This window comes from Streptomyces sp. NPDC092369, from assembly GCF_044755245.1.
Classification (GTDB): Bacteria; Actinomycetota; Actinomycetes; order Streptomycetales; family Streptomycetaceae; genus Streptomyces.
On record NZ_JBIVQP010000002.1, the window covers coordinates 1321733 to 1344402 of the forward strand.

At 71.3% G+C, this 22670-nt stretch carries 23 protein-coding genes; 14 read left to right on the top strand and 9 right to left on the bottom strand.

Going from position 1 to position 22670, the window contains the following annotated elements:
• Positions 1 to 8: 8 nt before the first annotated feature.
• From ACIQI8_RS15580 to rbsD, 6 genes are all read left to right on the top strand, one after another.
• Positions 9 to 530, top strand: a complete 522-nt coding sequence (locus ACIQI8_RS15580; RefSeq protein ID WP_402349617.1) for a GNAT family N-acetyltransferase — start codon at positions 9 to 11, stop codon at positions 528 to 530.
• A 143-nt stretch (positions 531 to 673) separates the two neighbouring features.
• On the top strand, positions 674 to 1711 hold the full coding sequence (locus ACIQI8_RS15585) for a LacI family DNA-binding transcriptional regulator (protein WP_402349620.1): 1038 nt from the start codon (positions 674 to 676) through the stop codon (positions 1709 to 1711).
• Positions 1708 to 3258 carry a sugar ABC transporter ATP-binding protein gene (locus ACIQI8_RS15590; RefSeq protein WP_402349623.1) on the top strand — a complete coding sequence of 517 codons (1551 nt, stop codon included), beginning with the start codon at positions 1708 to 1710 and terminating at the stop codon, positions 3256 to 3258. The genes ACIQI8_RS15585 and ACIQI8_RS15590 overlap by 4 nt, the downstream gene beginning before the upstream one ends.
• Positions 3248 to 5194 (top strand): substrate-binding domain-containing protein, encoded by a 1947-nt coding sequence (locus ACIQI8_RS15595; RefSeq protein WP_402349625.1) that lies wholly within the window; start codon positions 3248 to 3250, stop codon positions 5192 to 5194. Before ACIQI8_RS15590 ends, ACIQI8_RS15595 begins: the two co-directional genes overlap by 11 nt.
• Before the next feature lie 74 nt (positions 5195 to 5268).
• Positions 5269 to 6171 carry a ribokinase gene (locus ACIQI8_RS15600; RefSeq protein ID WP_402349628.1) on the top strand — a complete coding sequence of 301 codons (903 nt, stop codon included), beginning with the start codon at positions 5269 to 5271 and terminating at the stop codon, positions 6169 to 6171.
• Entirely contained in the window at positions 6168 to 6557 is a 390-nt protein-coding gene (gene rbsD, locus ACIQI8_RS15605) for a D-ribose pyranase (protein ID WP_402349631.1), read from the top strand. Before ACIQI8_RS15600 ends, rbsD begins: the two co-directional genes overlap by 4 nt.
• Positions 6558 to 6787: 230 nt before the next feature.
• Here rbsD and ACIQI8_RS15610 read toward each other — a convergent pair whose 3' ends face one another.
• From ACIQI8_RS15610 to ACIQI8_RS15620, 3 genes are read right to left on the bottom strand one after another with little or no spacing between them, the layout of a single operon-like run.
• Positions 6788 to 7618 (bottom strand): sugar phosphate isomerase/epimerase family protein, encoded by an 831-nt coding sequence (locus ACIQI8_RS15610; RefSeq protein WP_402349634.1) that lies wholly within the window; start codon positions 7616 to 7618, stop codon positions 6788 to 6790.
• The gene (locus ACIQI8_RS15615) at positions 7615 to 8766 is read right to left on the bottom strand and encodes a dihydrodipicolinate synthase family protein (protein ID WP_402349637.1); all 1152 of its coding nucleotides are present in this window, start codon (positions 8764 to 8766) and stop codon (positions 7615 to 7617) included. Before ACIQI8_RS15615 ends, ACIQI8_RS15610 begins: the two co-directional genes overlap by 4 nt.
• Positions 8763 to 9920 carry a Gfo/Idh/MocA family protein gene (locus ACIQI8_RS15620; protein ID WP_402349640.1) on the bottom strand — a complete coding sequence of 386 codons (1158 nt, stop codon included), beginning with the start codon at positions 9918 to 9920 and terminating at the stop codon, positions 8763 to 8765. Before ACIQI8_RS15620 ends, ACIQI8_RS15615 begins: the two co-directional genes overlap by 4 nt.
• A 258-nt stretch (positions 9921 to 10178) precedes the next feature.
• On the opposite strand from ACIQI8_RS15620, the gene ACIQI8_RS15625 reads away from it, so the two are divergent.
• Complete coding sequence (locus ACIQI8_RS15625; protein WP_402349643.1) at positions 10179 to 11225, top strand: LacI family DNA-binding transcriptional regulator; 1047 nt, start codon at positions 10179 to 10181, stop codon at positions 11223 to 11225.
• Positions 11226 to 11285: 60 nt separating this feature from the next.
• Here the strand turns inward: ACIQI8_RS15625 and ACIQI8_RS15630 are convergent, their stop codons facing one another.
• On the bottom strand, positions 11286 to 11465 hold the full coding sequence (locus ACIQI8_RS15630; RefSeq protein WP_402349646.1) for a hypothetical protein: 180 nt from the start codon (positions 11463 to 11465) through the stop codon (positions 11286 to 11288).
• Positions 11466 to 11508: 43 nt separating this feature from the next.
• Positions 11509 to 12570, bottom strand: a complete 1062-nt coding sequence (locus ACIQI8_RS15635; protein ID WP_402349649.1) for an alpha/beta fold hydrolase — start codon at positions 12568 to 12570, stop codon at positions 11509 to 11511.
• A 228-nt stretch (positions 12571 to 12798) separates the two neighbouring features.
• On the opposite strand from ACIQI8_RS15635, the gene ACIQI8_RS15640 reads away from it, so the two are divergent.
• Both ACIQI8_RS15640 and ACIQI8_RS15645 read left to right on the top strand, forming a co-directional pair.
• On the top strand, positions 12799 to 13470 hold the full coding sequence (locus ACIQI8_RS15640) for a response regulator (protein WP_402349652.1): 672 nt from the start codon (positions 12799 to 12801) through the stop codon (positions 13468 to 13470).
• Positions 13467 to 14513, top strand: coding sequence for a sensor histidine kinase (locus ACIQI8_RS15645; protein ID WP_402349655.1), 1047 nt, complete (start codon positions 13467 to 13469; stop codon positions 14511 to 14513). Before ACIQI8_RS15640 ends, ACIQI8_RS15645 begins: the two co-directional genes overlap by 4 nt.
• Before the next feature lie 10 nt (positions 14514 to 14523).
• On the opposite strand, the gene ACIQI8_RS15650 is transcribed toward ACIQI8_RS15645, so the two are convergent.
• Positions 14524 to 14886 (bottom strand): DoxX family protein, encoded by a 363-nt coding sequence (locus ACIQI8_RS15650; RefSeq protein WP_402350480.1) that lies wholly within the window; start codon positions 14884 to 14886, stop codon positions 14524 to 14526.
• A 121-nt stretch (positions 14887 to 15007) separates the two neighbouring features.
• On the opposite strand from ACIQI8_RS15650, the gene ACIQI8_RS15655 reads away from it, so the two are divergent.
• Positions 15008 to 15859: a LysR family transcriptional regulator gene (locus tag ACIQI8_RS15655; protein WP_402349658.1), complete on the top strand. Its 852-nt coding sequence runs from the start codon at positions 15008 to 15010 to the stop codon at positions 15857 to 15859.
• A gap of 39 nt (positions 15860 to 15898) precedes the next feature.
• Here the strand turns inward: ACIQI8_RS15655 and ACIQI8_RS15660 are convergent, their stop codons facing one another.
• The 3 genes from ACIQI8_RS15660 to ACIQI8_RS15670 all read right to left on the bottom strand — a co-directional run bounded on the left by ACIQI8_RS15660 (position 15899) and on the right by ACIQI8_RS15670 (position 18351).
• Complete coding sequence (locus tag ACIQI8_RS15660) at positions 15899 to 16867, bottom strand: hypothetical protein (protein ID WP_402349661.1); 969 nt, start codon at positions 16865 to 16867, stop codon at positions 15899 to 15901.
• Positions 16868 to 17038: 171 nt separating this feature from the next.
• The gene (locus ACIQI8_RS15665) at positions 17039 to 17437 is read right to left on the bottom strand and encodes a peptidase inhibitor family I36 protein (protein WP_185146201.1); all 399 of its coding nucleotides are present in this window, start codon (positions 17435 to 17437) and stop codon (positions 17039 to 17041) included.
• 131 nt (positions 17438 to 17568) lie between these two features.
• Positions 17569 to 18351 (bottom strand): winged helix-turn-helix domain-containing protein, encoded by a 783-nt coding sequence (locus tag ACIQI8_RS15670; RefSeq protein WP_402349665.1) that lies wholly within the window; start codon positions 18349 to 18351, stop codon positions 17569 to 17571.
• 512 nt (positions 18352 to 18863) lie between these two features.
• Here ACIQI8_RS15670 and ACIQI8_RS15675 point away from each other — a divergent pair.
• The 4 genes from ACIQI8_RS15675 to ACIQI8_RS15690 all read left to right on the top strand — a co-directional run bounded on the left by ACIQI8_RS15675 (position 18864) and on the right by ACIQI8_RS15690 (position 22634).
• Complete coding sequence (locus tag ACIQI8_RS15675; protein ID WP_402349667.1) at positions 18864 to 19460, top strand: dihydrofolate reductase family protein; 597 nt, start codon at positions 18864 to 18866, stop codon at positions 19458 to 19460.
• Positions 19461 to 19538: 78 nt separating this feature from the next.
• On the top strand, positions 19539 to 20471 hold the full coding sequence (locus tag ACIQI8_RS15680) for a GNAT family N-acetyltransferase (protein WP_402349670.1): 933 nt from the start codon (positions 19539 to 19541) through the stop codon (positions 20469 to 20471).
• Between the two features lie 10 nt (positions 20472 to 20481).
• The gene (locus tag ACIQI8_RS15685; RefSeq protein ID WP_402349673.1) at positions 20482 to 21282 is read left to right on the top strand and encodes a sugar phosphate isomerase/epimerase family protein; all 801 of its coding nucleotides are present in this window, start codon (positions 20482 to 20484) and stop codon (positions 21280 to 21282) included.
• 104 nt (positions 21283 to 21386) lie between these two features.
• A complete protein-coding gene (locus ACIQI8_RS15690; RefSeq protein ID WP_402349675.1) occupies positions 21387 to 22634 on the top strand; it encodes an MFS transporter in 1248 nt (415 codons plus the stop codon).
• Positions 22635 to 22670: the final 36 nt, after the last annotated feature.

The window sequence follows — 22670 nt, forward strand, 5'->3', positions numbered from 1 at the left end:
TCCCGTTCATGTTCACGGACGAGGTACGCCTGGAGCGTCTGCGCGCCGATCACGCGGCCGCCCTGCTCGCCTTCGAGCGCGCCAACCGCGCCTACTTCGCGCGGTACATCTCGGATCGCGGTGACGCCTTCTTCGCGGATTTCGCCGCCGTCCTCGACGCCCGGCTCGCCGAACAGGACGCCGGGGTCTGCCACTTCCACGTGGTGGTCGACGATCGGGGTGAGCTGATCGGCCGTGTCAATCTCGTGGACGTCCAGGAGGGCAGCGCCGATCTGGGGTACCGGATCGGTGAGCGCTGGGCGGGCCGGGGGGTCGCGACCGAGGCGGTGGCGCAGGTGTGCCGGCTGGCCGCGGGGGCGTACGGGCTCAGCGAGCTGATCGCGAGCACGGCGGTCGGGAACACGGGGTCCAGGACGGTCCTCGAACGGAACGGGTTCACGCTGGTGGGGGACGAGGTCGTGGCCGGGAAGCCAGGCGTGCGGTACAGGCGCCCGCTGGAGCGCGTCGAGGCGGCCGGTCCGGCCGACTGAATCTCTCCGCCCCACCTGCTCGCCTTCGCGTCTCCGCCCGGAACATCACGATCCGGTCACGGGGCCTTGTCAACCGTCGTGTAATCGATTCCAATCCTTGGTGCACGTCGATGTAATCGATTCCACGAGGAGGTGGAACGGCGATGGCGAGCATCAAGGACGTCGCCGCCGAGGCGGGGGTCTCCGTCGCCACGGTGTCGCGGGCGCTGAACGGCCATCCGTCGGTCAGCGCCGACGCACGCACGCGTGTCGAGGCCGCCGTCGAGGCGCTGGGTTACCGCCCGAACGCCGTCGCCCGTTCCCTGCGCACCGACCAGACCCACACCCTCGGCCTGGTCATCAGCGACGTGATGAACCCCTACTTCACCGAACTGGCCCGCTCCGTCGAGGAGGAGGCCCGCGCGCTCGGGTACAGCGTGATCATCGGGAACGCCGATGAGCGGCCCGAGTTGCAGGATCACCATGTACGGACGCTGCTGGACCGTCGTATCGACGGGCTGCTCGTCTCCCCCACCGACGGCGGCTCGCCACTGATCGTGGACGCCGCGCGGGCGGGGACGCCGGTGGTGTTCGTCGACCGGTGGATCCAGGGGATCGAGGTGCCCGTCGTCCGGGCGGACGGGCGGGCCGCGATACGGGATCTCGTCGCGCATCTGCACGCGCTCGGGCACCGGCGGCTCGCGATCATCGCGGGGCCGGCGGCGACCACCACCGGCAGCGAGCGCGTCGAGGCCTTCCGGGCGGCCCTCGGCGAGTACGGGATCCCGCTGCCGGACGCCTACACGGGCCAGGGCGACTTCCAGGCCGAGAGCGGGCGGCGGGTCACCGAGGGGTTCCTCGACCTGCCCGAGCCGCCCGAGGTCGTGTTCGCGGCCGACAACCTGATGGCGCTCGGCGCGCTGGACGCCGTACGCGCGCGTGGGCTGCGGGTTCCCGAGGACCTCGCGCTCGCCGCGTTCGACGACATCCCCTGGTTCGTGCACACCGATCCGCCGATCACCGCGATCGCCCAGCCCACGGGCGAGTTGGGGCGGGCCGCCGTACGCGCGCTGGTCGACTCCATCGAGGGACGGACCCCGAAGTCCGTCACCCTCCCCGCACGTCTCGTCGTACGCCGCTCGTGCGGCGAGCCGCCGGCTTCCGCAGAGCCGGCCCCCGCAAGGAACAGGAGCCAGTCGTGAGCAACGAGGACGAGTTGCCGCGCATCAAGGACGAGTTGCTGCGCATCGAGGGCATTCGGAAGACCTTCCCCGGCGTGGTGGCGCTCGACGGCGTCGACTTCGACCTGCGCCGGGGCGAGGTGCACGTGCTGCTCGGCGAGAACGGTGCCGGCAAGAGCACGCTGATCAAGATGCTGTCGGGCGCCTACCACCCCGACGGGGGCCGGGTCCTGGTGGACGGCGAGGAGGTGCACATCCGCGGGGCGCAGGACGCCGAGCGGCTGGGCATCGCCACCATCTACCAGGAGTTCAACCTCGTCCCCGATCTGACGGTCGCCGAGAACATCTTCCTGGGCCGGCAGCCGCGCCGCCTCGGGATGATCGACCGCAAGACGATGGAGGCCGACGCCGAGGTGCTGCTCAAGCGCGTCGGTGTGAACGTGTCGCCACGCGCGCGTGTGCGTGAACTCGGTATCGCGCGCCTCCAGATGGTCGAGATCGCCAAGGCGCTCAGCCTGAACGCGCGCGTGCTGATCATGGACGAGCCGACCGCGGTGCTCACCTCCGAGGAGGTGGAGAAGCTCTTCGCCATCGTGCGCTCGCTGCGCGAGGACGGCGTGGGGATCGTCTTCATCACCCACCACCTGGAGGAGATCGCCGCCCTGGGCGACCGGGTCACGGTCATCCGCGACGGCAAGTCCGTCGGCCAGGTGCCCGCGACCACGGCCCGGGACGAACTCGTACGCCTCATGGTGGGCCGTTCCATCGAGCAGCAGTATCCGCGCGAACGGCCCGACGCGGGCGTCGCGTTGCTCACCGTCGAGGGGCTGACCCGGGACGGTGTCTTCCAGGACATCAGCTTCGAGGTGCGGGCCGGCGAGGTCGTCGGCATCGCCGGGCTGGTCGGCGCGGGGCGTACCGAGGTGGTGCGGGCCGTGTTCGGCGCGGACCCTTACGACAAGGGGGCCGTGAAGGTCTCCGGGGCCCCGGTCCGCCGGCACGACGTCAACGCGGCGATGACCGCGGGCATCGGGCTCGTCCCCGAGGACCGCAAGGGGCAGGGCCTTGTCCTGGACCAGACCGTCGAGGAGAACCTCGGTCTTGTCACCATGCGGGCCGCCACGCACGCGGGGCTCGTCGACCTCAGGGGCCAGCGCACGGCCGCCGCGCGGATCGCCGAGCAACTGGGCGTGCGGATGGCCGGGTTGGGCCAGCAGGTGCGCACCCTGTCCGGCGGCAACCAGCAGAAGGTCGTCATCGGCAAGTGGCTGCTCGCCGACACCAAGGTGCTGATCCTCGACGAACCCACGCGCGGGATCGACGTGGGCGCGAAGGTCGAGATCTACCAGCTGATCAACGAACTCACCGCTCAGGGCGCCGCCGTCCTGATGATCTCCAGCGATCTGCCCGAGGTGCTCGGCATGAGCGACCGGGTGCTGGTGATGGCCCAGGGCCGGATCGCGGGCGAACTCTCCGCCGACCGGGCCACGCAGGACGCGGTGATGTCCCTCGCCGTCAGCAATGTCACGAACGGAACTACCGAAGCGGAGGCCAGCCGTGGCCACTGACACGCTCAAGAGCACCACAGGCGCCGGTGGCGCCACGAGCGGGCTGCGCCGCCTCCTGCTCGACAACGGCGCGCTCACCGCGCTGATCGTCCTCGTCATCGCCCTGTCGGCGCTGTCCGGGGACTTCCTGACCACCGACAACCTCCTCAACGTCGGCGTCCAGGCGGCCGTGACCGCCGTCCTGGCCTTCGGCGTCACCTTCGTCATCGTCTCGGCCGGCATCGACCTCTCGGTCGGCTCGGTCGCCGCGCTCTCCGCGACCGTGCTGGCCTGGAGCGCCACCCAGCACGGCGTACCGGTCGTCATCGCGGTGATCCTGGCCGTCGCGACCGGCATCGCGGCGGGCCTGGTCAACGGCTTCCTGATCGCGTACGGGAAGCTGCCGCCGTTCATCGCGACGCTCGCCATGCTGTCGGTGGCGCGCGGCCTCGCGCTGGTGGTCTCCGACGGCTCGCCGATCCCCTTCCCCGACTCGGTCTCCCACCTCGGCGACACGCTCGGCGGCTGGCTGCCGGTGCCCGTGCTGGTCATGGTCGTGATGGGGCTCATCGCCGCGTTCGTGCTGGGCCGTACGTACATCGGCCGTTCCATGTACGCGATCGGTGGCAACGAGGAGGCCGCGCGGCTGTCGGGTCTGCGCGTGAAGAAGCAGAAGCTCGCCATCTACGCGCTGTCCGGTGTCTTCGCCGCCGTCGCGGGCATCGTGCTCGCGTCCCGGCTGTCCTCGGCGCAGCCGCAGGCCGCCGACGGCTACGAGCTGGACGCGATCGCCGCGGTCGTCATCGGCGGCGCCTCCCTCGCCGGCGGCACCGGCAAGGCGTCCGGCACGCTGATCGGCGCGCTGATCCTGGCGGTGCTGCGCAACGGCCTCAACCTCCTGAACGTGTCCGCGTTCTGGCAGCAGGTCGTCATCGGCGTCGTGATCGCGCTCGCGGTGCTGCTCGACACACTGCGCCGCAAGGCCGGGGCGACCCCGGTTGCCGCCGGCACCGGAGGCAACAGGGGCAAGCAGGCGGGGACGTACGCGCTCGCGGCGGTCGTCACCGTGGCGATCGTGGGCGCGACCTCCTTCCTGCACGACGACTCCTCCTCGTCGAAGCCGAAGGTGGGCCTGTCGCTGTCCACCCTCAACAACCCCTTCTTCGTGCAGATCCGGGCAGGCGCCCAGGCCGAGGCGAAGAAACTGGGCGTGGACCTGACTGTCACGGACGCGCAGAACGACGCCTCCCAGCAGGCCAACCAGCTGCAGAACTTCACCAGTTCGAGCCTCGGCGCGATCATCGTCAACCCGGTGGACTCGGACGCGGCGAGCAACTCCGTGAAGGCCGCCGACAAGGCGAAGATCCCGGTCATCGCCGTCGACCGGGGGGTCAACAAGGCCTCGGTGGACGCCCTGGTGGCCTCCGACAACATCGCGGGCGGTGAACTGGCCGCCAAGACCATCGCCGAGAAGCTCGGCGGCTCCGGCAAGATCGTCATCCTCCAGGGCCAGGCGGGCACTTCGGCCGCCAGAGAGCGCGCTCAGGGCTTCTCCGACGGTCTCAAGGCCTACCCTGGCATCCAGGTCGTGGCACAGCAGCCCGCCGACTTCGACCGCACCAAGGGCCTTGACGTGATGTCGAACCTGCTCCAGGCCCACCCCGACGTCCAGGGCGTCATCGCCGCCAACGACGAGATGGCGCTCGGCGCGATCAAGGCGCTGGGTTCCAAGGCCGGCACATCGGTCTCGGTGGTCGGTTTCGACGGCACCCCGGACGGTCTGACCGCGGTCAAGGGCGGCTCGCTGTACGCGTCCGTGGCCCAGCAGCCCACCCAGCTGGGCAGGATCGCCGTGGAGAACGCGCTCAAGGCGATCGAGGGCAAGAAGGTCCAGCAGACGATCAAGGTCCCGGTGAAGGTGGTCACGAAGGAGAACGTGGCCGGCTTCACCGGCTGACACAGGAGTACGCGGCCGGCTCACCACCGGCCGGCAGCGGGTGCGTCTCTCGTCATCTCTCAGGGGAGTGCTTCATGTACGACTACGACCTTCTGGTCGTGGGCTCGGCCAACGCCGACCTGGTGATCGCCGTCGAACGGCGCCCGGACGCGGGCGAGACGGTGCTCGGCGGCGACCTCGCCGTGCACCCGGGCGGCAAGGGCGCCAACCAGGCGGTCGCGGCCGCCCGGCTCGGGGCCCGTACCGCGCTGTTGGCCCGGGTCGGCGACGACGCGTACGGCAGACTGTTGCTCGACTCGCAGCGGGCGGCCGGGGTCGACACGGTGGGCGTGCTGGTCGGCGAGGTGCCGACGGGGGTCGCGCTGATCACGGTGGACCCCTCCGGTGACAACAGCATCGTGGTGTCGCCGGGCGCGAACGGCCGGTTGAAGCCGGCGGACGTCCGGGCCGCCGAGTGTCTGTTCCAGGCCTCCCGGGTGGTCTCGGTCCAGTTGGAGATCCCGCTGGAGACGGTCGAGGAGGTGGTCCGGAGCCTGGCGCCGGACAGCCGCTTCGTCCTCAACCCCTCCCCGCCGCAGCCTCTTTCGCCCAAGGTGCTGGCGGCCTGCGACCCGCTGATCGTCAACGAGCACGAGGCGAAGGTGGTCCTGGGCGAGGCGTGTGTGAGCGACCGGCCGGAGGACTGGGCCAAGCTGCTGCTCGCCAAGGGGCCGCGTTCGGTGGTGGTGACGCTGGGCCCGGAGGGCGCGCTGGTGGCGTCCTCGGCGGGCGTCGAGCGGATCGCGTCCGTGAAGGTGGACGCGGTGGACACCACGGGCGCGGGTGACGCGTTCACGGGCGCGCTGGCCTTCCGGCTCGCGGCGGGCGCAGGGCTCGCCGAGGCGGCGGCCTACGCGGCCCGGGTCGGGGCGGCGGCCGTCACCAAGGAGGGCGCCCAGGTGTCCTTCCCGACCGCCGAGGAGGTCGAGGCGCTGTGAAGAAGGCGGGCATCCTCAACCGTCACCTCTCCGGCGCCCTCGCCGAACTGGGCCACGGCGACGAGGTGTTGGTGTGCGACGCGGGCATGCCGATCCCGGACGGCCCGCGCGTGGTCGACCTCGCCTTCCGGGCCGGCACCCCCTCCTTCGCGGAGGTCCTGGACGGGCTGCTGGTCGAGCTGGTGGTCGAGGGCGCGACGGCGGCGAAGGAGATCCGCCAGGCCAATCCGGCGACGGCCTCGCTGCTGACCCGCGAGTTCCCCGACCTGGAACTGGTCCCGCACGAGCGGCTGAAGGAACTGTCGGCCGGGGCGCGGCTGGTGGTCCGCACGGGCGAGGCACGGCCGTACGCGAATGTGCTGCTGAGGTGCGGGGTCTTCTTCTGAGCCGCCGCCGTCCTCCAAGGCGCTTCCGCTGACCCGGGAAAGCTTCGAGGGGCCCCGTCCGTCGACCGGGCCCCTCGGCTTTCCCCTCCCCTGTCAGAACCCCCGCGATCCCCCCAGATCCCCCTCCAAAGGTCCTGATGCCACATACGACCCGCGAGGTGGCGGGAGGGTTGCACGGTCTTCTCGACTTTTTTTCAGCGGATCCCGTACGCGGTGGTACGAGGGCGTCGTCACCTCACGTGCTCCGTGAAGCGCCGGGCCGTCTCCGCGAGCACCTCCCGGCCGTCCCGCGCCCACAGGCGGTCGTTGAACAGCTCGACCTCGATGGCACCGGCGTACCCGGCGTCCTCGACGTACCCCTGCCACTCCCGCATGTCGATCGAGCCGTCCCCGATCTGCCCGCGTCCGTTGAGGACACCCTCGGGCAGCGGGGTGGTCCAGTCGGCGAGCTGGAAGGTGTGGATGCGTCCGCCGGCGCCGGCCCGGGCGATCTGTTCGGGCGCCCGGTCGTCCCACCAGATGTGGTACGTGTCGACCGTGACGCCGACCTGGTGGGCCGGGAAGCGTTCCGCGAGGTCGAGCGCCTGGGTGAGCGTCGAGACCACGCAGCGGTCGGAGGCGTACATCGGGTGGAGCGGCTCGATGGCCAGTTTCACGCCACGGGACTCGGCGTACGGGCCCAGCTCCCCCAGCGCGTCGGCGATCCGCTCCCGGGCGCCGCGCAGGTCCTTGGAGCCGGCCGGCAGTCCGCCGGAGACCAGGACCAGGGTGTCCGTGCCGAGCGTGGCGGCCTCGTCGACCGCGCGCCGGTTGTCGTCCAGGGCCGTCGCACGCTCGGCCGGGTCGATCGCCGTGAGGAAGCCGCCCCGGCACAACGTTGTCACCGTGAGCCCCGCGTCGCGCACCAGCTTGGCGGTGGCGTCGAGGCCGTACGCCTGGACGGGTTCGCGCCACAGGCCGACGTTGGTGATGCCCAACTCTGCGCAGGCGTCGGTCAGTTCCGGCAGCGACAGCTGCTTGACCGTCATCTGGTTGATGCTGAAGCGGGCGAGATCGCTCACTGGGTCACTCCGTACAGGGACAGCAGGTTCCGCATCCGCTCCTCCGCCAGCTTCGGGTCCGGGAACAGGCCCACGCCGTCGGCGAGTTCGTAGGCGCGGGCGAAGTGCGGGAGGGAGCGGGCCGACTGGAGGCCGCCGACCATGGTGAAGTGGGACTGGTGGCCCGCCAGCCAGGCCAGGAACACCACGCCCGTCTTGTAGAAGCGGGTCGGGGTCTGGAAGAGATGGCGGGACAACTCGACGGTCGGGTCGAGGAGTTGACGGAAGCCGTCGACGTTCCCCGTGTCGAGGACGCGGACCGCTTCCGCCGCCAGTGGGCCCAGCGGGTCGAAGATGCCGAGCAGCGCGTGGCTGAAGCCCTGCTCGTCGCCCGCGATCAGCTCGGGGTAGTTGAAGTCGTCGCCGGTGTAGCAGCGCACGCCCTGCGGCAGCCGACGGCGGATGTCGATCTCCCGCTGAGCCTCCAGGAGCGACACCTTGATCCCGTCCACCTTGTCGGGGTGCGCGGTGATGACGTCGAGGAAGGTGTCGGTGGCCGTGTCCAGGTCGGACGAGCCCCAGTAGCCCTCCAGCGCCGGGTCGAACATCGGGCCGAGCCAGTGCAGGACGACGGGCTCGGTGGCCTGGCGGAGCAGGTGGCCGTACACCTCCAGATAGTCCTCGGGGCCCTTGGCCACGGCCGCGAGCGCCCTGGACGCCATCAGGATGGCCTGCGCGCCGGCCTCCTCGACGAGGGCCAACTGCTCCTCGTAGGCGGCCTGTACGTCCGCCAGGGTGCCGCCGGTGATCTGGTCGGTGCCGACCCCGCAGGCGATACGGCCGCCGACCGCCTTGGCTTCCGCGGCGGAGCGGCGGATCAGCTCGGCCGCGCCCGCCCAGTCGAGGCCCATTCCGCGCTGGGCGGTGTCCATCGCCTCGGCGACCCCGAGCCCGTGCGACCACAGGTGGCGGCGGAAGGCGAGGGTGGCGTCCCAGTCGACGGCGGCGGCCGAGTCGGGCGACACGTCCGCGTACGGGTCGGCGACGACGTGCGCCGCGGAGAAGACCGTACGCGAGGTGAAGGGGGCGCCGGGGTGGACGGCGAGGGGTTCGGGGCGGGGGTCGTAGGACCTCAGGCCGCCCTTGAAGTCCGGGAGTCGGATCGTCACAGCGTGATCTCCGGTACGTCGAAGCGGCGGCCCTCCGCCGACGACTTCAGCCCCAGCTCGGCGAGCTGGACGCCGCGGGCGCCCGCGAGGAGGTCCCAGTGATAGGGGGCGTCGGCGTAGACGTGGCGCAGGAACAGCTCCCACTGGGCCTTGAAGCCGTTGTCGAAGTCGGTGTTGTCGGGGACCTCCTGCCACTGGTCGCGGAAGACCTCGGTGGCGGGCAGGTCCGGGTTCCAGACCGGCTTGGGGGTGGAACTGCGGTGCTGGGCACGGCAGTTGCGCAGCCCCGCGACCGCCGAGCCTTCCGTCCCGTCGACCTGGAACTCGACGAGTTCGTCGCGGTTGACGCGGACGGCCCAGGAGGAGTTGATCTGGGCGATGACGCCGCTGTCGAGTTCGAAGATGCCGTAGGCGGCGTCGTCGGCGGTGGCGTCGTAGGGCTTGCCGTTCTCGTCCCAGCGCTGCGGGATGTGGGTGGTGGCGATGGCCTGGACGGATTTGACGCGGCCGAACAGCTCGTGGAGGACGTACTCCCAGTGCGGGAACATGTCGACGACGATGCCGCCGCCGTCCTCGGCGCGGTAGTTCCACGACGGGCGCTGGGCACTCTGCCAGTCGCCCTCGAAGACCCAGTAGCCGAACTCGCCCCGGACGGACAGGATCCGGCCGAAGAAGCCGCCGTCGATGAGGCGCTTGAGCTTGAGCAGGCCCGGCAGGAAGAGCTTGTCCTGGACGACGCCGTGCTTGATGCCGGCCGCGTCGGCGAGACGGGCCAGCTCCAGCGCGCCCTCGAAGTCGGTGGCCGTCGGCTTCTCGGTGTAGAGGTGCTTCCCGGCCGCGATGGCCTTCTTGAGCGCCTCCTCGCGGGCCGAGGTGACCTGGGCGTCGAAATAGATGTCCACGGTCGGGTCGGCGAGGACCGCGTCGACGTCCGTGGAAATGTTCTCCGGGTCCAGGCCGTGCTGCTCGGCGAGCGCTTTCAGCGCGTACGCGCGGCGGCCGACGAGGATCGGTTCCGGCCACAGCACCGTGCCGTCGCCGAGGTCGAGCCCGCCCTGCTCGCGCAGGGCGAGGATCGAGCGGACGAGGTGCTGGCGGTAGCCCATGCGTCCGGTCACGCCGTTCATGGCGATACGCACCGTCTTGCGTGTCACGTGTTTCCCTTCGTCCGCGTACGTCTCAGCAACGCAGCAAGCGCTTTCTACATATGCAGAAGTTAGCCTTTGCGCACTGGTCTGTACAAGACCGTGATGGGGTCGAGTTGTTCGAGGGGGCGAACAACTGGGGTCGGTGGCCTTATCGTCTGCTCGGACGGGGGCGTCTGCTCGGGCAGGGCTCCCTTCGAGCAGCCTATGGACAACGGCGTACGACTTGATGCGCGACCGAAGTTGCGCGACCGGAGGACGAACGACATGACGGTGACCCTGGCGGACGTGGCGGCCCGCGCCCAGGTCTCCCCCGCGACGGTGTCGCGCGTGCTGAACGGGAACTATCCCGTCGCGGCCTCCACCAAGGAGCGGGTGCTGAAGGCGGTCGACGAGCTGGACTACGTCCTGAACGGCCCGGCGAGCGCGCTGGCCGCGGCCACCTCCGACCTGGTCGGGATCCTGGTGAACGACATCGCCGACCCCTTCTTCGGGATCATGGCGAGCGCGATCCAGGCGGAGATCGGGGGTCCGGGCGGACGTGCGGGCGGGGAACGCCTAGCGGTCGTCTGCAACACGGGTGGCTCCCCGGAGCGCGAGCTGACGTATCTGACCCTGCTGCAGCGGCAGCGGGCCGCGGCGGTGGTGCTGACCGGCGGCGCGGTGGAGAACCTGCCGCACGCCGCGGCCGTGGCGGCGAAGCTGCGGCGGCTGACGGAGGCGGGGACGCGGGTGGTGCTGTGCGGGCGGCCGCCGGCTCCGGACACCGGGGCGGTCGCGCTCACCTTCGACAACCGGGGTGGCGGGCAACGCCTGACCGAGCACCTGATCGGCCTCGGACACCGCAGGCTCGGCTACATCGCGGGTCCGGAGGAACGGACGACGACGCGGCACCGGCTGGAGGGGCACCGGGCTGCGCTGGCCGGGGCGGGGATCGCTGAGGACCCCCGGTGGACCGTGCACGGGCGGTACGACCGGCAGGCGGGGTACGAGGCGACGCTGGAACTGCTGCGCCGGGACCCGTCGTTGACGGCGGTGGTCGCGGCGAACGACTCCGTCGCGCTGGGGGCGGCTGCCGCGCTGCGGGAGTCGGGGCTGCGGATCCCGGACGACGTCTCCGTCGCCGGGTTCGACGACCTGCCGTTCAGCGTGGACGCGGTGCCTGCGCTCACGACGGTGCGGTTGCCGTTGGGCGAGGCGGGGAGCCGGGCGGGGCGGATCGCGATGGGGCGGGAGGAGCCGCCGCCCGGGGGGATCGCGACGGTGGGCGGGGAGTTGATGGTGCGGGGATCTACGGGGGTGCCCCGGGGGTGAGTTGAGGAGGTGCGTCGAGCGGGGGTCCGCTGAGGGGTGGGAGGGGTCTCCTGAGCCGCCTCACAGGCACGTGCGAGCCAGCCATTCGTCGGAGCTGTACGCGTCCCTCGCGGGGTCCGGCGTCGTGGCCGGCGTCTCCTCGACCATGTCCTCCGGGCGAACGCGCTCCGGCAGCCTGCCGAACCGGGCGCGCCGCACGGTCTCGGCGGCGTTCGAGAGCTCGGTCTTCTCAGGTGTCATCTCGTGCTCCTCGGTTGTGCGGCGGCACAGTCGCCGCCTTCGGTCAGAATCGGTCGACGTCGAGGACGGCCCGGGCGAACGCCTCGGGTGCTTCCTGCGGCACGTTGTGGCCGATGCCCCGCAGGGTCCGGTGGTCGTAGGGGCCGGTGAACCTGGCCCGGTAGGCCGCGCCGTCGCCGGCCGGCGTGAAGGGGTCCCGCTCCCCGTCGAGAGTGATGGTGGGCACCGCGATGTCCGGCCCGGCGGCGAGCCGCGCTTCGATGCCGTCGTAACGGGGGTCGCCTTCCGCGAGGCCGAGCCGCCAGCGGTAGTTGTGGATCACGATGGCGACGTAGTCCGGATTGTCGAAGGCCGCGGCGGTGCGGTCGAACGTGGCGTCGTCGAAGTCCCATGTCGGGGAGACGGTGCGCCAGATGAGCTTCGTGAAGTCGTGCCGGTACTCCGTCAGACCCGCCTCCCCCCGGTCCGTGGCGAAGTAGTACTGGTACCACCACGCCAGCTCGGCCGCCGGGGGCAGCGGCAGCTTGTTCTTCTCCCGGTCGGTGATGAGGTAGCCGGTCACGGAGACCAGGGCCTTGCAGCGCCTCGGCCAGAGCGCGGCGATGATGTCGGCCGTCCGTGATCCCCAGTCGAAGCCGCCGAGCACCGCCCGCTCGATCCGCAGGGCGTCCATCAGGGCGATGATGTCGAGGGCGATCACCGACTGCTGCGCGTTGCGGAAGGCGCGGGGCGAGCGGAAGCTCGTGGTGCCGTGTCCACGCAGGTAGGGAACGATGACGCGGTAGCCCCGGGCCGCCAGCAGAGGCGCGACATCGACGTAGCTGTGGATGTCGTAGGGCCACCCGTGCAGCAGGATGACGACCGGTCCGCGGGCCGGGCCTGCTTCGGCGTAGCCGATGGTGAGTTCACCCGCCCTGACCTGCTTCAGTGCCGGGAAGGACCCGTCGCCAGTGCCCGGTGTCCGCGCCGCTGTCGCGTTCTCGGCGCCGGTTCCCGAGGACAGAGCCGCTGCCGCCGAGGGGTGACTCAGGCCGGCCAGTGAGACCGCGGCCGCTCCCGCCGCGCCCGCGCCGGTGACCTTGCCGAAGGTGCGCCTGTCGATCATCTGTGAACCGTTCTGTCCGTGTCGGCCGGCCGGGCGCCGTACGCCCGGCCGAGGGCTCTGGCCACCCATGGTGGTGCGCCGACGCCTCCGGAACATCGGTGACGGGCCGCAGACATGCTGCGGGTTTCCCGCAGTCGCGTCCGTGGCCTCGGCGGCGCCGGGACTCGCCCGACCGCGCCGCCGGTCCCCGGGGCCGGGCCGACCCGACCGCCCAGTACCTTTGCTCCCATGAATGCCGGCCGCGCTGAACAGGGGGTGGAGGCCGTGTCGCGCCTCAGCGTGGTGATCGCCGATGATCATCCGGTGGTCCGTGCGGGCATGCGGGTGCTGTTGTCCCAGGACCCGTCCTTCGAGGTCGTCGCCGAGAGTTCCACGGTTCCCGAGACCGTGCGGGCCGTGACGGAGCACCAGCCCTCCGTGCTGGTCCTGGACCTCACCATGGCCGGACGGTCCAGCCTGCCCTCGATCCCCGATCTGCTCACGGCGTCACCCGGCACCCGCATTCTGGTCCTCACGATGCAGGAGGACCCCGCGTTCGCGCGCGCGTCCCTGCGCATCGGGGCGGCCGGCTATCTGCTCAAGGAAGCGGCGGCGGAAGAGCTGGTCGGCGCGGCCCGTCAGGTCGCCGAGGGAGCCACGTACCTCCAGCCGGCGATGGGCGCCCGACTGGCCGTCGCGGACGTCGGCTCGTCCGGCGCCGAGGGGGACGGCTCGCTGACGGCGCGCGAACTTCAGGTCCTCTCGCTGCTCGCCCTGGGCCACACCAACCAGGAGATCGCGCGACGGCTGCACGTTTCCGTCCGGACGGTGGAGACCCACCGGGCCAGGATCCGGGAGAGGCTCGGGACCGGGACACGGGCGGAACTGATCGCCGCGGCCCGTGAGCGCGGGCTGCTGTGACGGACGGTGGGCCGCGCGCCAAGGCCGGACCGATCACGGAGGCCGCGGGCGCCGCGCTGCTCGTCGTCGCCTTCGCGGTCGAGGTCCTGCAGCAGCAGCCTCGCTGGGTGATGAGGTTCGCCCTCGGCGCGGCCGTCGTCCTCATCGTCGCGGCGGCGCTGAGCAACGCCGTCCGGCGGGCCTGGCTGGCGGCGCTGAGCGGGCTCGCGCTCATTCTCGCCGTGGAGCAACTGGTCCGTATGACCAAGGAGCCGCTGTTCAACGGCTTGAACATCGTGCCGCTCCTGCTGATCGGCTGCGCGGCCATGCTGGGCCGCGGTGCGGTGTCGCGCCGCCGTGCTCTCGCACGGGACCTGGCGCAGGCGCGCAGCGACGGCGAGGAGCGCGAACGTCGGCGCTGGGCCCGCGAGTTGCACGACGAGACCCTTCAGGAACTGGGCGCCGTCCAGATCGTTCTGTCCACCGCCGTCGGCGCCGGCCAGTCCGCCGCGACGAACGAGGCCATCAACCAGGCGCGGGGCCTGATCGCGAACCAGATCACGTCCTTGCGGCATTTGATCGTGGAGATGCGGCCCTTCGCCCTCGACCAGTTCGGCCTGGTGGCCGCTCTCGAGACGCTGTGCCGGCGCACCGAGGAGACGTTCGGGCTGAAGACGCAGCTGAGCGTCGCAGCGGCGTGGAGCGGGCCCGGCGACGAGCTGTCGCCGGAGGCCCAGGCGCACGTCTACCGCATCGTGCAGGAAGCGGTGAACAACGCGGTCAAGCACGCTGAGGCGAGCCGCCTTCTCGTCGAACTCGACAGCGACGAGAAGGCGATCAGCGTGACGGTCCGGGACGACGGCCGCGGGATGGCCCAGTGGCCCGCCGACCCGGTCGACCGAACGGCACCGCGCACGGTGGTCTCCACCGGCACCGGTCTGCCCGCCATGCGCGAGCGCGCCCACCTGCTGAACGGCCAGGTCACCGTCCGCTCGACCGCCGGCGAGGGAGTCCGCGTCACCCTCCGGGTACCGCACCACGCCAGGCGCCCCTCCTGGTGGTAGGCCTTCGGCCTCATACCCACGCCGTCCCCCACCACACAGCCGCCCCCGCCACCACAACCAGCCCCGCGTTGAGCCCGACGTGGCGGTCCCCCCGTCTCAAGTGGACCCTGATCGCGCCCACTTGCAGCGCCACGAACCCGACGGCCGCCACCGGGGCCAGCCAGGGCGCGATGTCGGTCGCCGGCGGGAGGATCAGGCCCAGGGCGCCGAGTACTTCCACCACCCCGATCGCCCGGACCGCCCGCATCGGGATGTCGTCCACCCAGGCCATCATCGGGCGGAGCCGCTCGCGGCTGCGGAGGAGCTTCAGGGTGCCGGCGTAGAGGTGGAAGAGGGCCAGCAGGGCGGCGGTGATCCAGTAGGCGATGGTCATGAGGTGCGTCCAGGGGCGGTCATGCCCCGATTGCAGCGGCAGTGAGCCGCCCGCGTCCAAGACCTGTTCCGTGGGCTCCATACCGTGCGGGTATCGTCGCAGTGCGGAGGGGGTGGGCGGGATGGAACTGCGCACGCTGCGCTACTTCGTGGCCGTTGCCGAGGAGCTCCACTTCGGGCGGGCCGCCGCCCGGTTGCACATGAGTCAGCCGCCGCTGAGCCGGGCGATCCGGCGGCTGGAGTCCGACCTCGGTGCCGCGCTCTTCGAGCGGTCGTCCGCCGGGGTCGTGCTCACGCCGGCCGGGGCCGTGCTGCTCGACGAGGCGCGGGGGCTGCTCGATCAGGTCGAGCGGGCGCACGTCCGGGTGGCCGTCGCCGCCGGGGTCGCGGTCCTCACCGTCGGGCTGCTCGGCGACTCCACCGATTCCCGGGTCGCGCGGCTCGCCGATGCCTATCGGCTGCGGCGTCCAGGCGTCGAGGTACGTATTCGCGAGACCGATCTGACCGACCCCACCTGCGGGTTGCACGCCGGCGCGGTCGATGTCGCCCTGACCCGGGGGCCGTTCGACGGGACCGGGCTCGTCGTGCGGGAGCTGCGGGCCGATCCGGTGGGGGCGTTGCTGCGGGACGACGATCCGCTGGCCGGGCGCGGGAGTCTGAAGCGGGCCGATCTCGTCGACCGGAGGTGGTTCCGGTTTCCGGAGGGGACCGATTCCCTCTGGCAGGGGTTCTGGAGCGGGGGTGAGGTTCGGGAGGGGCCCGTGGTGCGGGCCGTCGAGGAGTGCCGGCAGGCCGTGCTGTGGAACGGGACCGTCGGGATGACGCTCGTCGGCCATCCACCGGGGGCCGGGCTCACCGTCGTGCCGCTCCTGGACATGCCGCCCAGTCGGGTCGTGGTGGCGTGGCACGCGGGGGACGCCAACCCGTTGGTCCAGTCGTTCGTCCGGATCGCCACGGCCGTCCTCGGCGACTGAGTCCGCGCCGGGGTTGAGTCGGCGATCCGGTGCCGGCCGTCATTCGGCGAGCACGGCGGCCGCGAGGTCCAGGCGGGTGCGGATCGCCTTCCTGATCTTCGCCAGGGCCGCGCTGTTCTTCTCGATCGCCTGCCGTTGCAGGGCGGCGTCGACCGTGTACCAGACGCCGACGACGTTGTTCTGTTTCTTGCACTCCGCGTCGGCGCGGGCCGCCGCCTTCTCCTTCGTCGAGGCGGTGCTCGTGCGCCAGGCGCTGTCGCCGGTGGCCGCCAGCGGGTCGGGGTAGGAGAAGCCGCGGGCTCGCATGCACCGCGACCACTTGGCGAACACGGCCTTGACCAGGGGATGCTTCCGTGAGGTCTCGAAGCTGTCGATGTTGATGTCGTTGGAGAGCTCCGCGTCGCCTCCGGCTTCCGGCCCGTCGGAGCGCAGTCGCGCCCTGGCCTCACCGACACATCCGCCGACCGGGATCTTCCGGCCGTGGTAGACCTGCCCGCCGGCCGCCTTGGAGCCGGGTTTGACGTGCGGGTCGTTCGTGCCCGTCAGTACGAGGGTCGTCCTCGCCGACAGCGACGGAGGCTCGGCGGGCGTCGGGACGGTTCTGCTGCCGGGCGGGGCGAATCCGTCGACCGCCGCCCGGGCCGGGTCGGTCACGCCGTACCGGAACTCGGTGGGGGTCCTCGGCCTGAACGCCGGTGCCGGGGCAGGGGACTTGTAGGGGAACCCGAAGCGGGCCATGCACTGCTCGGTCAACGTGGCCTGGGCGGCGGTCAGTTCGTCCGACTGCTGGTCGCTCAGGAGGTAGGGGGCGACCGGGAGTGCTCGGTCGGCCGCCGTGATCAGCCGCGGCACGGAGGACACCTCCGGCATGACGACGGCCGCGTTCTTCGGCCCGGAGGGCCGGGAGGACGGCGGCGAGGAGGAGGAACAGCCCCCGGTCATCAGCACGGCGGCGGTCACCAGGACGACTGCGGCTTTCGGGTGGCCGGTGGCACGGAACGGGATCATGAGCCTGTGTCCTCGGTACGGAGGGGGATGAGTCGCGCAAGGACGGCGGATGACGCGCGGGGACGCTGGGGAACACCGCCGGGGATGCCCGGCCCGGTGTGTGCGGGCGGGGCACCCCCTCGCGTCAGGCCGCGGTGGGCAGACCTCGGTCGGTCCGGACGCCCGGCCCGGTCAGCCGAACTTGCCCGAGGCGTTCTCGTTGCGCAGCGTGGAGTTGAAGTTCCCGCCGCCGCCCGCCGCGAAGCGCTGGCTCGCTCCGGTGTAGTTGATGTGGTAGTACACGGTGAAGGCGTTGTTGAAGTCCCAGTTGTCCACCGAAGCGGCGTTGTTCCGCACGCCCTGGCCCGCGCCGTCACTGCCGTTGGCGCTGGTCACGAAGGTGTAGCCGGAGTAGTTGGGGATGTTGGGGAACTGCTTGTAGAAGGCCCCCTGGTAGTTGGGGTGGTAGTACAGGCAGGCGTAGCCACTGGAACAGGTCGTGTCGGCCGCTGATGCGGGGCTGATGGCGAGCGTGGTGGCGCCGGCGGCGAGGATGGCCGCGACGGCTGCCGAGCGACGGATGTTGTTCACGGTGTGTCTTGTCCTTTCCGGTACTGGTGCGGGCTGACAGACATCGTTGCCAGCACCTCCGGCCGAGGGACACCCCTTTCCATGGGCGTCGAAACGCGCAGGTGAACAGGGATCGGGCCGCGTTTTGAGGGTCAACTGCCCGAGGGGTGCGCCGCGTTGACCAGGGCGGATCCGGTGGACGTGCGGGTGTGCAGGACGAGCTCGCCCTGGTGCAGGGTGCTCAGCAGTCCGGCCGCGCGCAGTGCGGAGAGGTGATGGCTCACCGTGGCGGCGGACACGCCCACCCGGCGCGAGAGTTCCCCGGAGGTGGTGGCGGTCCCGGCGGCGATCAGGATGGAGGCGCGGGTGGTGCCCATGAGCCGCCCAAGGGCTCGGACCGTCACCGGTGCCACGGTCCTGTCGTAGCCGGCGGGATAGACCAGGACGGGCGGCAGAGCGGGGTCGGCCAGCGAGTTCGCGGTGCCCTGGCAGAAGTGCGACGGCACCAGGAGGAGGCCTCGTCCGCCCAGGTGCAGGGTCTGCTCGACGGCGTACCGCACCTGGAGGACGGGAGGCGTCCATCGCATCAGGGGCCGGTAGCTGTGCAGAAGGCCGTGGATCCCGCTGTCGAGAAGGGCCCTGGTGCGCATGGCCCGGTCCGCCTCGACGCTGTTACGGATCGCGTTCCAGTGCGGGGCGAGGGCGATGCGCTGGTAGTCCCTCAGGAGGTGCCGCAGGTCCGCTCTGGCCTCGGGGTCCGCTTCGTACAACCGCTCCAGCCAGGCTGATCCCCGGCCCCGGCCGAGGAGATCGAGTTGGTCGCGCAGGACGTTTCTGTGACATCCGGCCACATCCTCGACGATCGATTCGATTCCGCCGGGCCGCGAGTTCTCCGGGGTGAGAAAGTCCGGAAAATATCCCGAGGCCGGGATCATGGGCATCAGCATGAGTCGAATGCGCGCCAGCAGATCACTGCGGGACGCTTCGGCCTTGACCTGCCGATACCACGGTTCGTACCGGGTCACGGCCAACCGTCTTCGTAATCGGAAGACGCTCAACACCAGCTCCCACATGGGATCCGGCGACGAGACCACCCTGGTTCTGAGCAGATCTTCGGTCGTGAAATGAATCCGCAACATCCCCTACCCCCTACGAGCCCCGCACCTCGCAGGCCAGTTTCTATAACAGGGATGCCCGACTAGCAAGAATTTTATCGAAACATGACTGCAATCATCCGGGACTTGCCCATGGCATGTGCAGTTCCGACGGTTCGGCAGTCGATGCGTGAACGTTCGCAATTTCAAATGAGTAACTCAATCACATCGCCTCGCAATTCCCGGCGGGGAGGCGGGCGCGCCGGTTCCCACCGGCACCACCGATGAGTTTCGCTCGTCCCTCCGGTCTCCATCCCCGCAAGCGGCAACCGGCGAGTACAGGAGTCAGTCCCATGCGCATCGTGGTCAGTGAGTTCATCAGCCTCGACGGAGTCGTGCAGGCGCCCGGCGGTCCCGAGGAGGACACCGACGGCGGGTTCGCCCACGGCGGGTGGTCGCACCCCTACTTCGATCCGGAGGTGGTCGGCGGGGCCTTCGCCGCGGGTCTTGAGCGGGCCGAGGCGCTGCTGTACGGGCGCCGGACGTATCTGACGATGGCGGGGGCGTGGCCCGAGCGGGCCGGGGATCCCTTCGCCGACCGGCTCAACTCGTTGAAGAAGTACGTCGTGAGCGACACCCTCGGTGAGAGCGAACTGGCCTGGAACAACACCGAGCGGATTCCCGGCGCCGACGCCCTCTCCCGGATCCGGGAACTGCGGGAGAGTGAGGGCGGCGACCTCGCGATGATGGGGAGTCCCACGCTCGTGCGGGCGCTGCTCGGGGCAGGCCTCGTCGACGAGTTGCAGCTCATCGTGATGCCCGTGCTGCTCGGGGGCGGCAAGTCGATCTTCCCGGACGACGGGGTCAGGCGGGGGTTCGAGCTGGTGTCCACCGTCGTCGGCAAGACCGGCGTGCAGGTGTGCGTCTTTCGGCCGGCCGCCGAGGGGTAGCCGCGGGAGGCGCGGGCGTCGTACCCTCGGCTCACGGGATCTCTGACTGAGTCAACTATCACCCGGGGGTCGACCACCATGACCGTCCAGGACATCCGCGCCTTCAACCGCTTCTACACGAACGTCATCGGCGCCCTCGACTACAGCCGCCACCTCTACGCCCCCTACACCCTCACCGAGTCCCGCGTACTGTACGAACTCGCCCACTCCCCGCGCACCGACGCCGCCGACCTGCGCGGGGAACTGGCGCTGGACGCCGGGTACTTGAGCCGGATCCTGAACAAGTTCGAGCAGGACGGGCTGATCGAGCGGGTGCCGTCCAAGGAGGACACGCGGCGGCGGCACATCACCCTCACCGCGCACGGGCGGGAGACCGCCGCACTGCTCGCCGAGCGGGCGAACGAATCCGTCGGCACGCTCCTGTCGAGCGTGCCGGCCGCCGACCGGCCCCGGCTGTCGGAGGCGATGCGTACCGTGCGGGAGATCCTCTCCGAGGGCCGGCCGCCCCGCCGCGAGGACGTCCTGCTGCGCGAGCCCGGACCCGGTGACCTCGGCTGGATCGTGCAGCGCAACGCGGCGCTGTACGCGGCCGAGTACGGGTTCAACGCCGACTACGAGGGGCTCGTGGCCCGGATCGTCGCCGACTTCGCCGAGGACCACGATCCGCATCTGGAGCGGGTGTGGGTGGCCGAGCTGGACGGGCGGCCGGTGGGGAGCGTGATGTGCGTGCGGGACGACGCCCCGGGCACCGCGCGGCTGCGGCTGCTGCTCGTCGAGCCCGACGCGCGCGGGCTCGGCATCGGCGACCGGCTGGTCGGCGCCGTCGTCGACTTCGCGCGCGGGGTCGGCTACCGCGATCTCGTCCTGTGGACCAACGACGTACTGACCGCCGCCCGGCATGTCTACCAGCGGCGCGGCTTCGTCCTGGTCGCCGAGAAACCCCACCGGTCCTTCGGAAAGGATCTGGTCGGACAGGACTGGCGGCTGGACCTGCACGGGACGGGCGAGTGAGAGTAGGGGCATGAGATTGGCGTTCTCCACCCTCGGCGTCCCCGGCCTGCCCGTCACGGACGTAGTCCGGCTCGCGGCCACCCACGGCTACCACGGCGTGGAGCTGCGTGCCCACCCGGAGGAACCGGTGCACCCCGGCCTCGACGTCGACGAACGGGCGGACGTGGCCGCCGAGTTCAAGGCCGGTGGCATCGACGTCCTCGGCATCGCCGGGTACGCGCGCGTGGCGGCGCCCGGCGACGACGGGCCGGTGATCGAGGAGGTCCGCCGTCTGGTCGACCTCGCCCGCGACCTCGGCGCGCCCTACGTCCGGGTCTTCCCCGGCGGCGGCCACGAGCAGACCCACGAGCGCGCCGACGCGACGGCGGCCCGCAGGCTCGGCACGGCCGCGGAGTACGGCGCCGACCTCGGCGTACGCATCCTGCTGGAGACGCACGACTCGCACCGCACCGGCGCCGACGCCATCCGCGTCCTGGGCCGGGTCGGCCACCGCAACGCCGGCGCGCTCTGGGACGTCATGCACACCTGGCTCGGTGGCGAGCAGCCCTCCGAGTCCTACGCCGCCCTCGCCCCCTTCCTCGGCTACGTCCAGGTCAAGGACATCGCCTCCGCCGACGACACCACCCCGCTCTCCCTCGGCGCCGGCGTGCTGCCGCTCGCCGAGTGCGTGGAGGTGCTGTCCCGGCACGGCTGGGACGGGTGGCTGTGCTGGGAGTACGAGAAGCGGTGGTACGAGGAGGCCGCGCCGCTCGACGGGCTGCTGGCCGCCGGGCACGACCACCTGTGCCGGCTGCTCAACGACTCGGCGTAAGCCGTCCCCGGAACGGTCCCGCGTAAATCGCTGGCGGGCGCCCGGTCCGGGTTCTAGGGTCCCCGGGTGACCCCGCACCCCGCTCCGTACCCCGCCATGCCCTCATGAGCCCCACCGGCCTGCGCCGGGCCTTCATCGACGTCCGGCCGCTGCGGACCTCGCCCGTCTTCCGACGGCTGCTGTTCGGGCGGACGGTGTCCACGCTCGGCACCTTCATGACCATGGTCACCGTCATGTACCAGGTGTGGGACATGACCCACAGCTCCATGTGGACCGGGGCGGTGGGGGTGGCCCAGGCGGTGCCGATGGTCGGGGTCAGCCTGTTCGCGGGGGCCTGGGCCGACCGGACCGACCGGCGCCGGATGTACCTCACCGGGACCGTCGGCTCGGCGGTGTGCTCCGCGCTGCTCACCGTGCAGGCCTTCACCGGGCACGTGCACGTGGTCGTCGTCCTCGTGCTGGTCGCGGTGCAGACGTCGTTCGCCGCGCTCGGCGCGCCCGCGGCGGGCGTGTTCGTGCCGCGGCTGCTGCCCAAGGACCAGGTGGCCGCGGGCCTCGCCCTCCAGCAGGTCACCGGCCTCGCGATGATGCTGGTCGGCCCGGCCGTGGCGGGAGTGGTGCTCGGCTGGTGGGGCATCGGTGTCTGCTACCTGCTGGACACCCTCAGCTACGGTGCGTCCTTCTACGGCGCCTTCGGCCTGCCCTCGCTCCCGCCCGACGGCGAGAAGTCACGGCCGGGGGTGCACGGCGTACTGGACGGACTGCGCTTCCTGATCGCCCACCGGGCGGTGCGCGGCGCGCTGCTGACCGACTTCGCCGCGACCGTGCTGTCCTTCCCGGTCAGCCTCTTCCCCCTGGTCAACACCGAGCGTTTCGGGGGCGACCCGCGCACGCTGGGTCTGTTCCTGTCGGCGCTCGCGGTCGGCGGTGTCACCGCGACGGCCCTGTCGGGGCCGGTCACCCGGTTCGCCCGGCCCGGGCTCGTGATGCTGGTCGGGGCGGGCGTCTGGGGCGGCGCGCTCGTCGCGTTCGGCCTCTCCACGAGCCCCTGGGCCGGCCTCGGCCTGCTCGTCGTGGCCGGCGCCGGCGACTCCGCCTCCGTGCTCGCCCGCTCCACGATCGTGCGGCTCCACACCCCGGACGCGCTGCTGGGCCGGGTCACCGCGGCCGAGATGATCGTCGGCCAGGCGGGCCCGAACCTCGGCAACGTCCGCGGCGGCCTCCTCGCCGGCTGGACCTCCGGCACGGTCTCCCTCGTCACCGGCGGCCTGATGTGCCTGGCGGCGGTGGGAGCGGTGGCCGCGACCACGCCCGAACTGCGGGAGAAACCGCCCCGCCCCGCCAACCCCTGAAAGCCCGCGTCCCAGTCACCCCCCTGAAAGCCCGCG

What these genes read in the sequence shown, in the direction of transcription:
- ACIQI8_RS15580 (WP_402349617.1), top strand. Translation starts at nt 9, where the DNA reads ATGTTCACGGACGAGGTACGCCTGGAGCGTCTGCGCGCCGATCACGCG.
- ACIQI8_RS15585 (WP_402349620.1), top strand. Translation starts at nt 674, where the DNA reads ATGGCGAGCATCAAGGACGTCGCCGCCGAGGCGGGGGTCTCCGTCGCC.
- ACIQI8_RS15600 (WP_402349628.1), top strand. Translation starts at nt 5,269, where the DNA reads ATGTACGACTACGACCTTCTGGTCGTGGGCTCGGCCAACGCCGACCTG.
- ACIQI8_RS15625 (WP_402349643.1), top strand. Translation starts at nt 10,179, where the DNA reads ATGACGGTGACCCTGGCGGACGTGGCGGCCCGCGCCCAGGTCTCCCCC.
- ACIQI8_RS15630 (WP_402349646.1), bottom strand. Translation starts at nt 11,465, where the DNA reads ATGACACCTGAGAAGACCGAGCTCTCGAACGCCGCCGAGACCGTGCGG.
- ACIQI8_RS15635 (WP_402349649.1), bottom strand. Translation starts at nt 12,570, where the DNA reads ATGATCGACAGGCGCACCTTCGGCAAGGTCACCGGCGCGGGCGCGGCG.
- ACIQI8_RS15640 (WP_402349652.1), top strand. Translation starts at nt 12,799, where the DNA reads ATGAATGCCGGCCGCGCTGAACAGGGGGTGGAGGCCGTGTCGCGCCTC.
- ACIQI8_RS15650 (WP_402350480.1), bottom strand. Translation starts at nt 14,886, where the DNA reads ATGACCATCGCCTACTGGATCACCGCCGCCCTGCTGGCCCTCTTCCAC.
- ACIQI8_RS15655 (WP_402349658.1), top strand. Translation starts at nt 15,008, where the DNA reads ATGGAACTGCGCACGCTGCGCTACTTCGTGGCCGTTGCCGAGGAGCTC.
- ACIQI8_RS15660 (WP_402349661.1), bottom strand. Translation starts at nt 16,867, where the DNA reads ATGATCCCGTTCCGTGCCACCGGCCACCCGAAAGCCGCAGTCGTCCTG.
- ACIQI8_RS15670 (WP_402349665.1), bottom strand. Translation starts at nt 18,351, where the DNA reads ATGATCCCGGCCTCGGGATATTTTCCGGACTTTCTCACCCCGGAGAAC.
- ACIQI8_RS15675 (WP_402349667.1), top strand. Translation starts at nt 18,864, where the DNA reads ATGCGCATCGTGGTCAGTGAGTTCATCAGCCTCGACGGAGTCGTGCAG.
- ACIQI8_RS15680 (WP_402349670.1), top strand. Translation starts at nt 19,539, where the DNA reads ATGACCGTCCAGGACATCCGCGCCTTCAACCGCTTCTACACGAACGTC.
- ACIQI8_RS15685 (WP_402349673.1), top strand. Translation starts at nt 20,482, where the DNA reads ATGAGATTGGCGTTCTCCACCCTCGGCGTCCCCGGCCTGCCCGTCACG.
- ACIQI8_RS15690 (WP_402349675.1), top strand. Translation starts at nt 21,387, where the DNA reads ATGAGCCCCACCGGCCTGCGCCGGGCCTTCATCGACGTCCGGCCGCTG.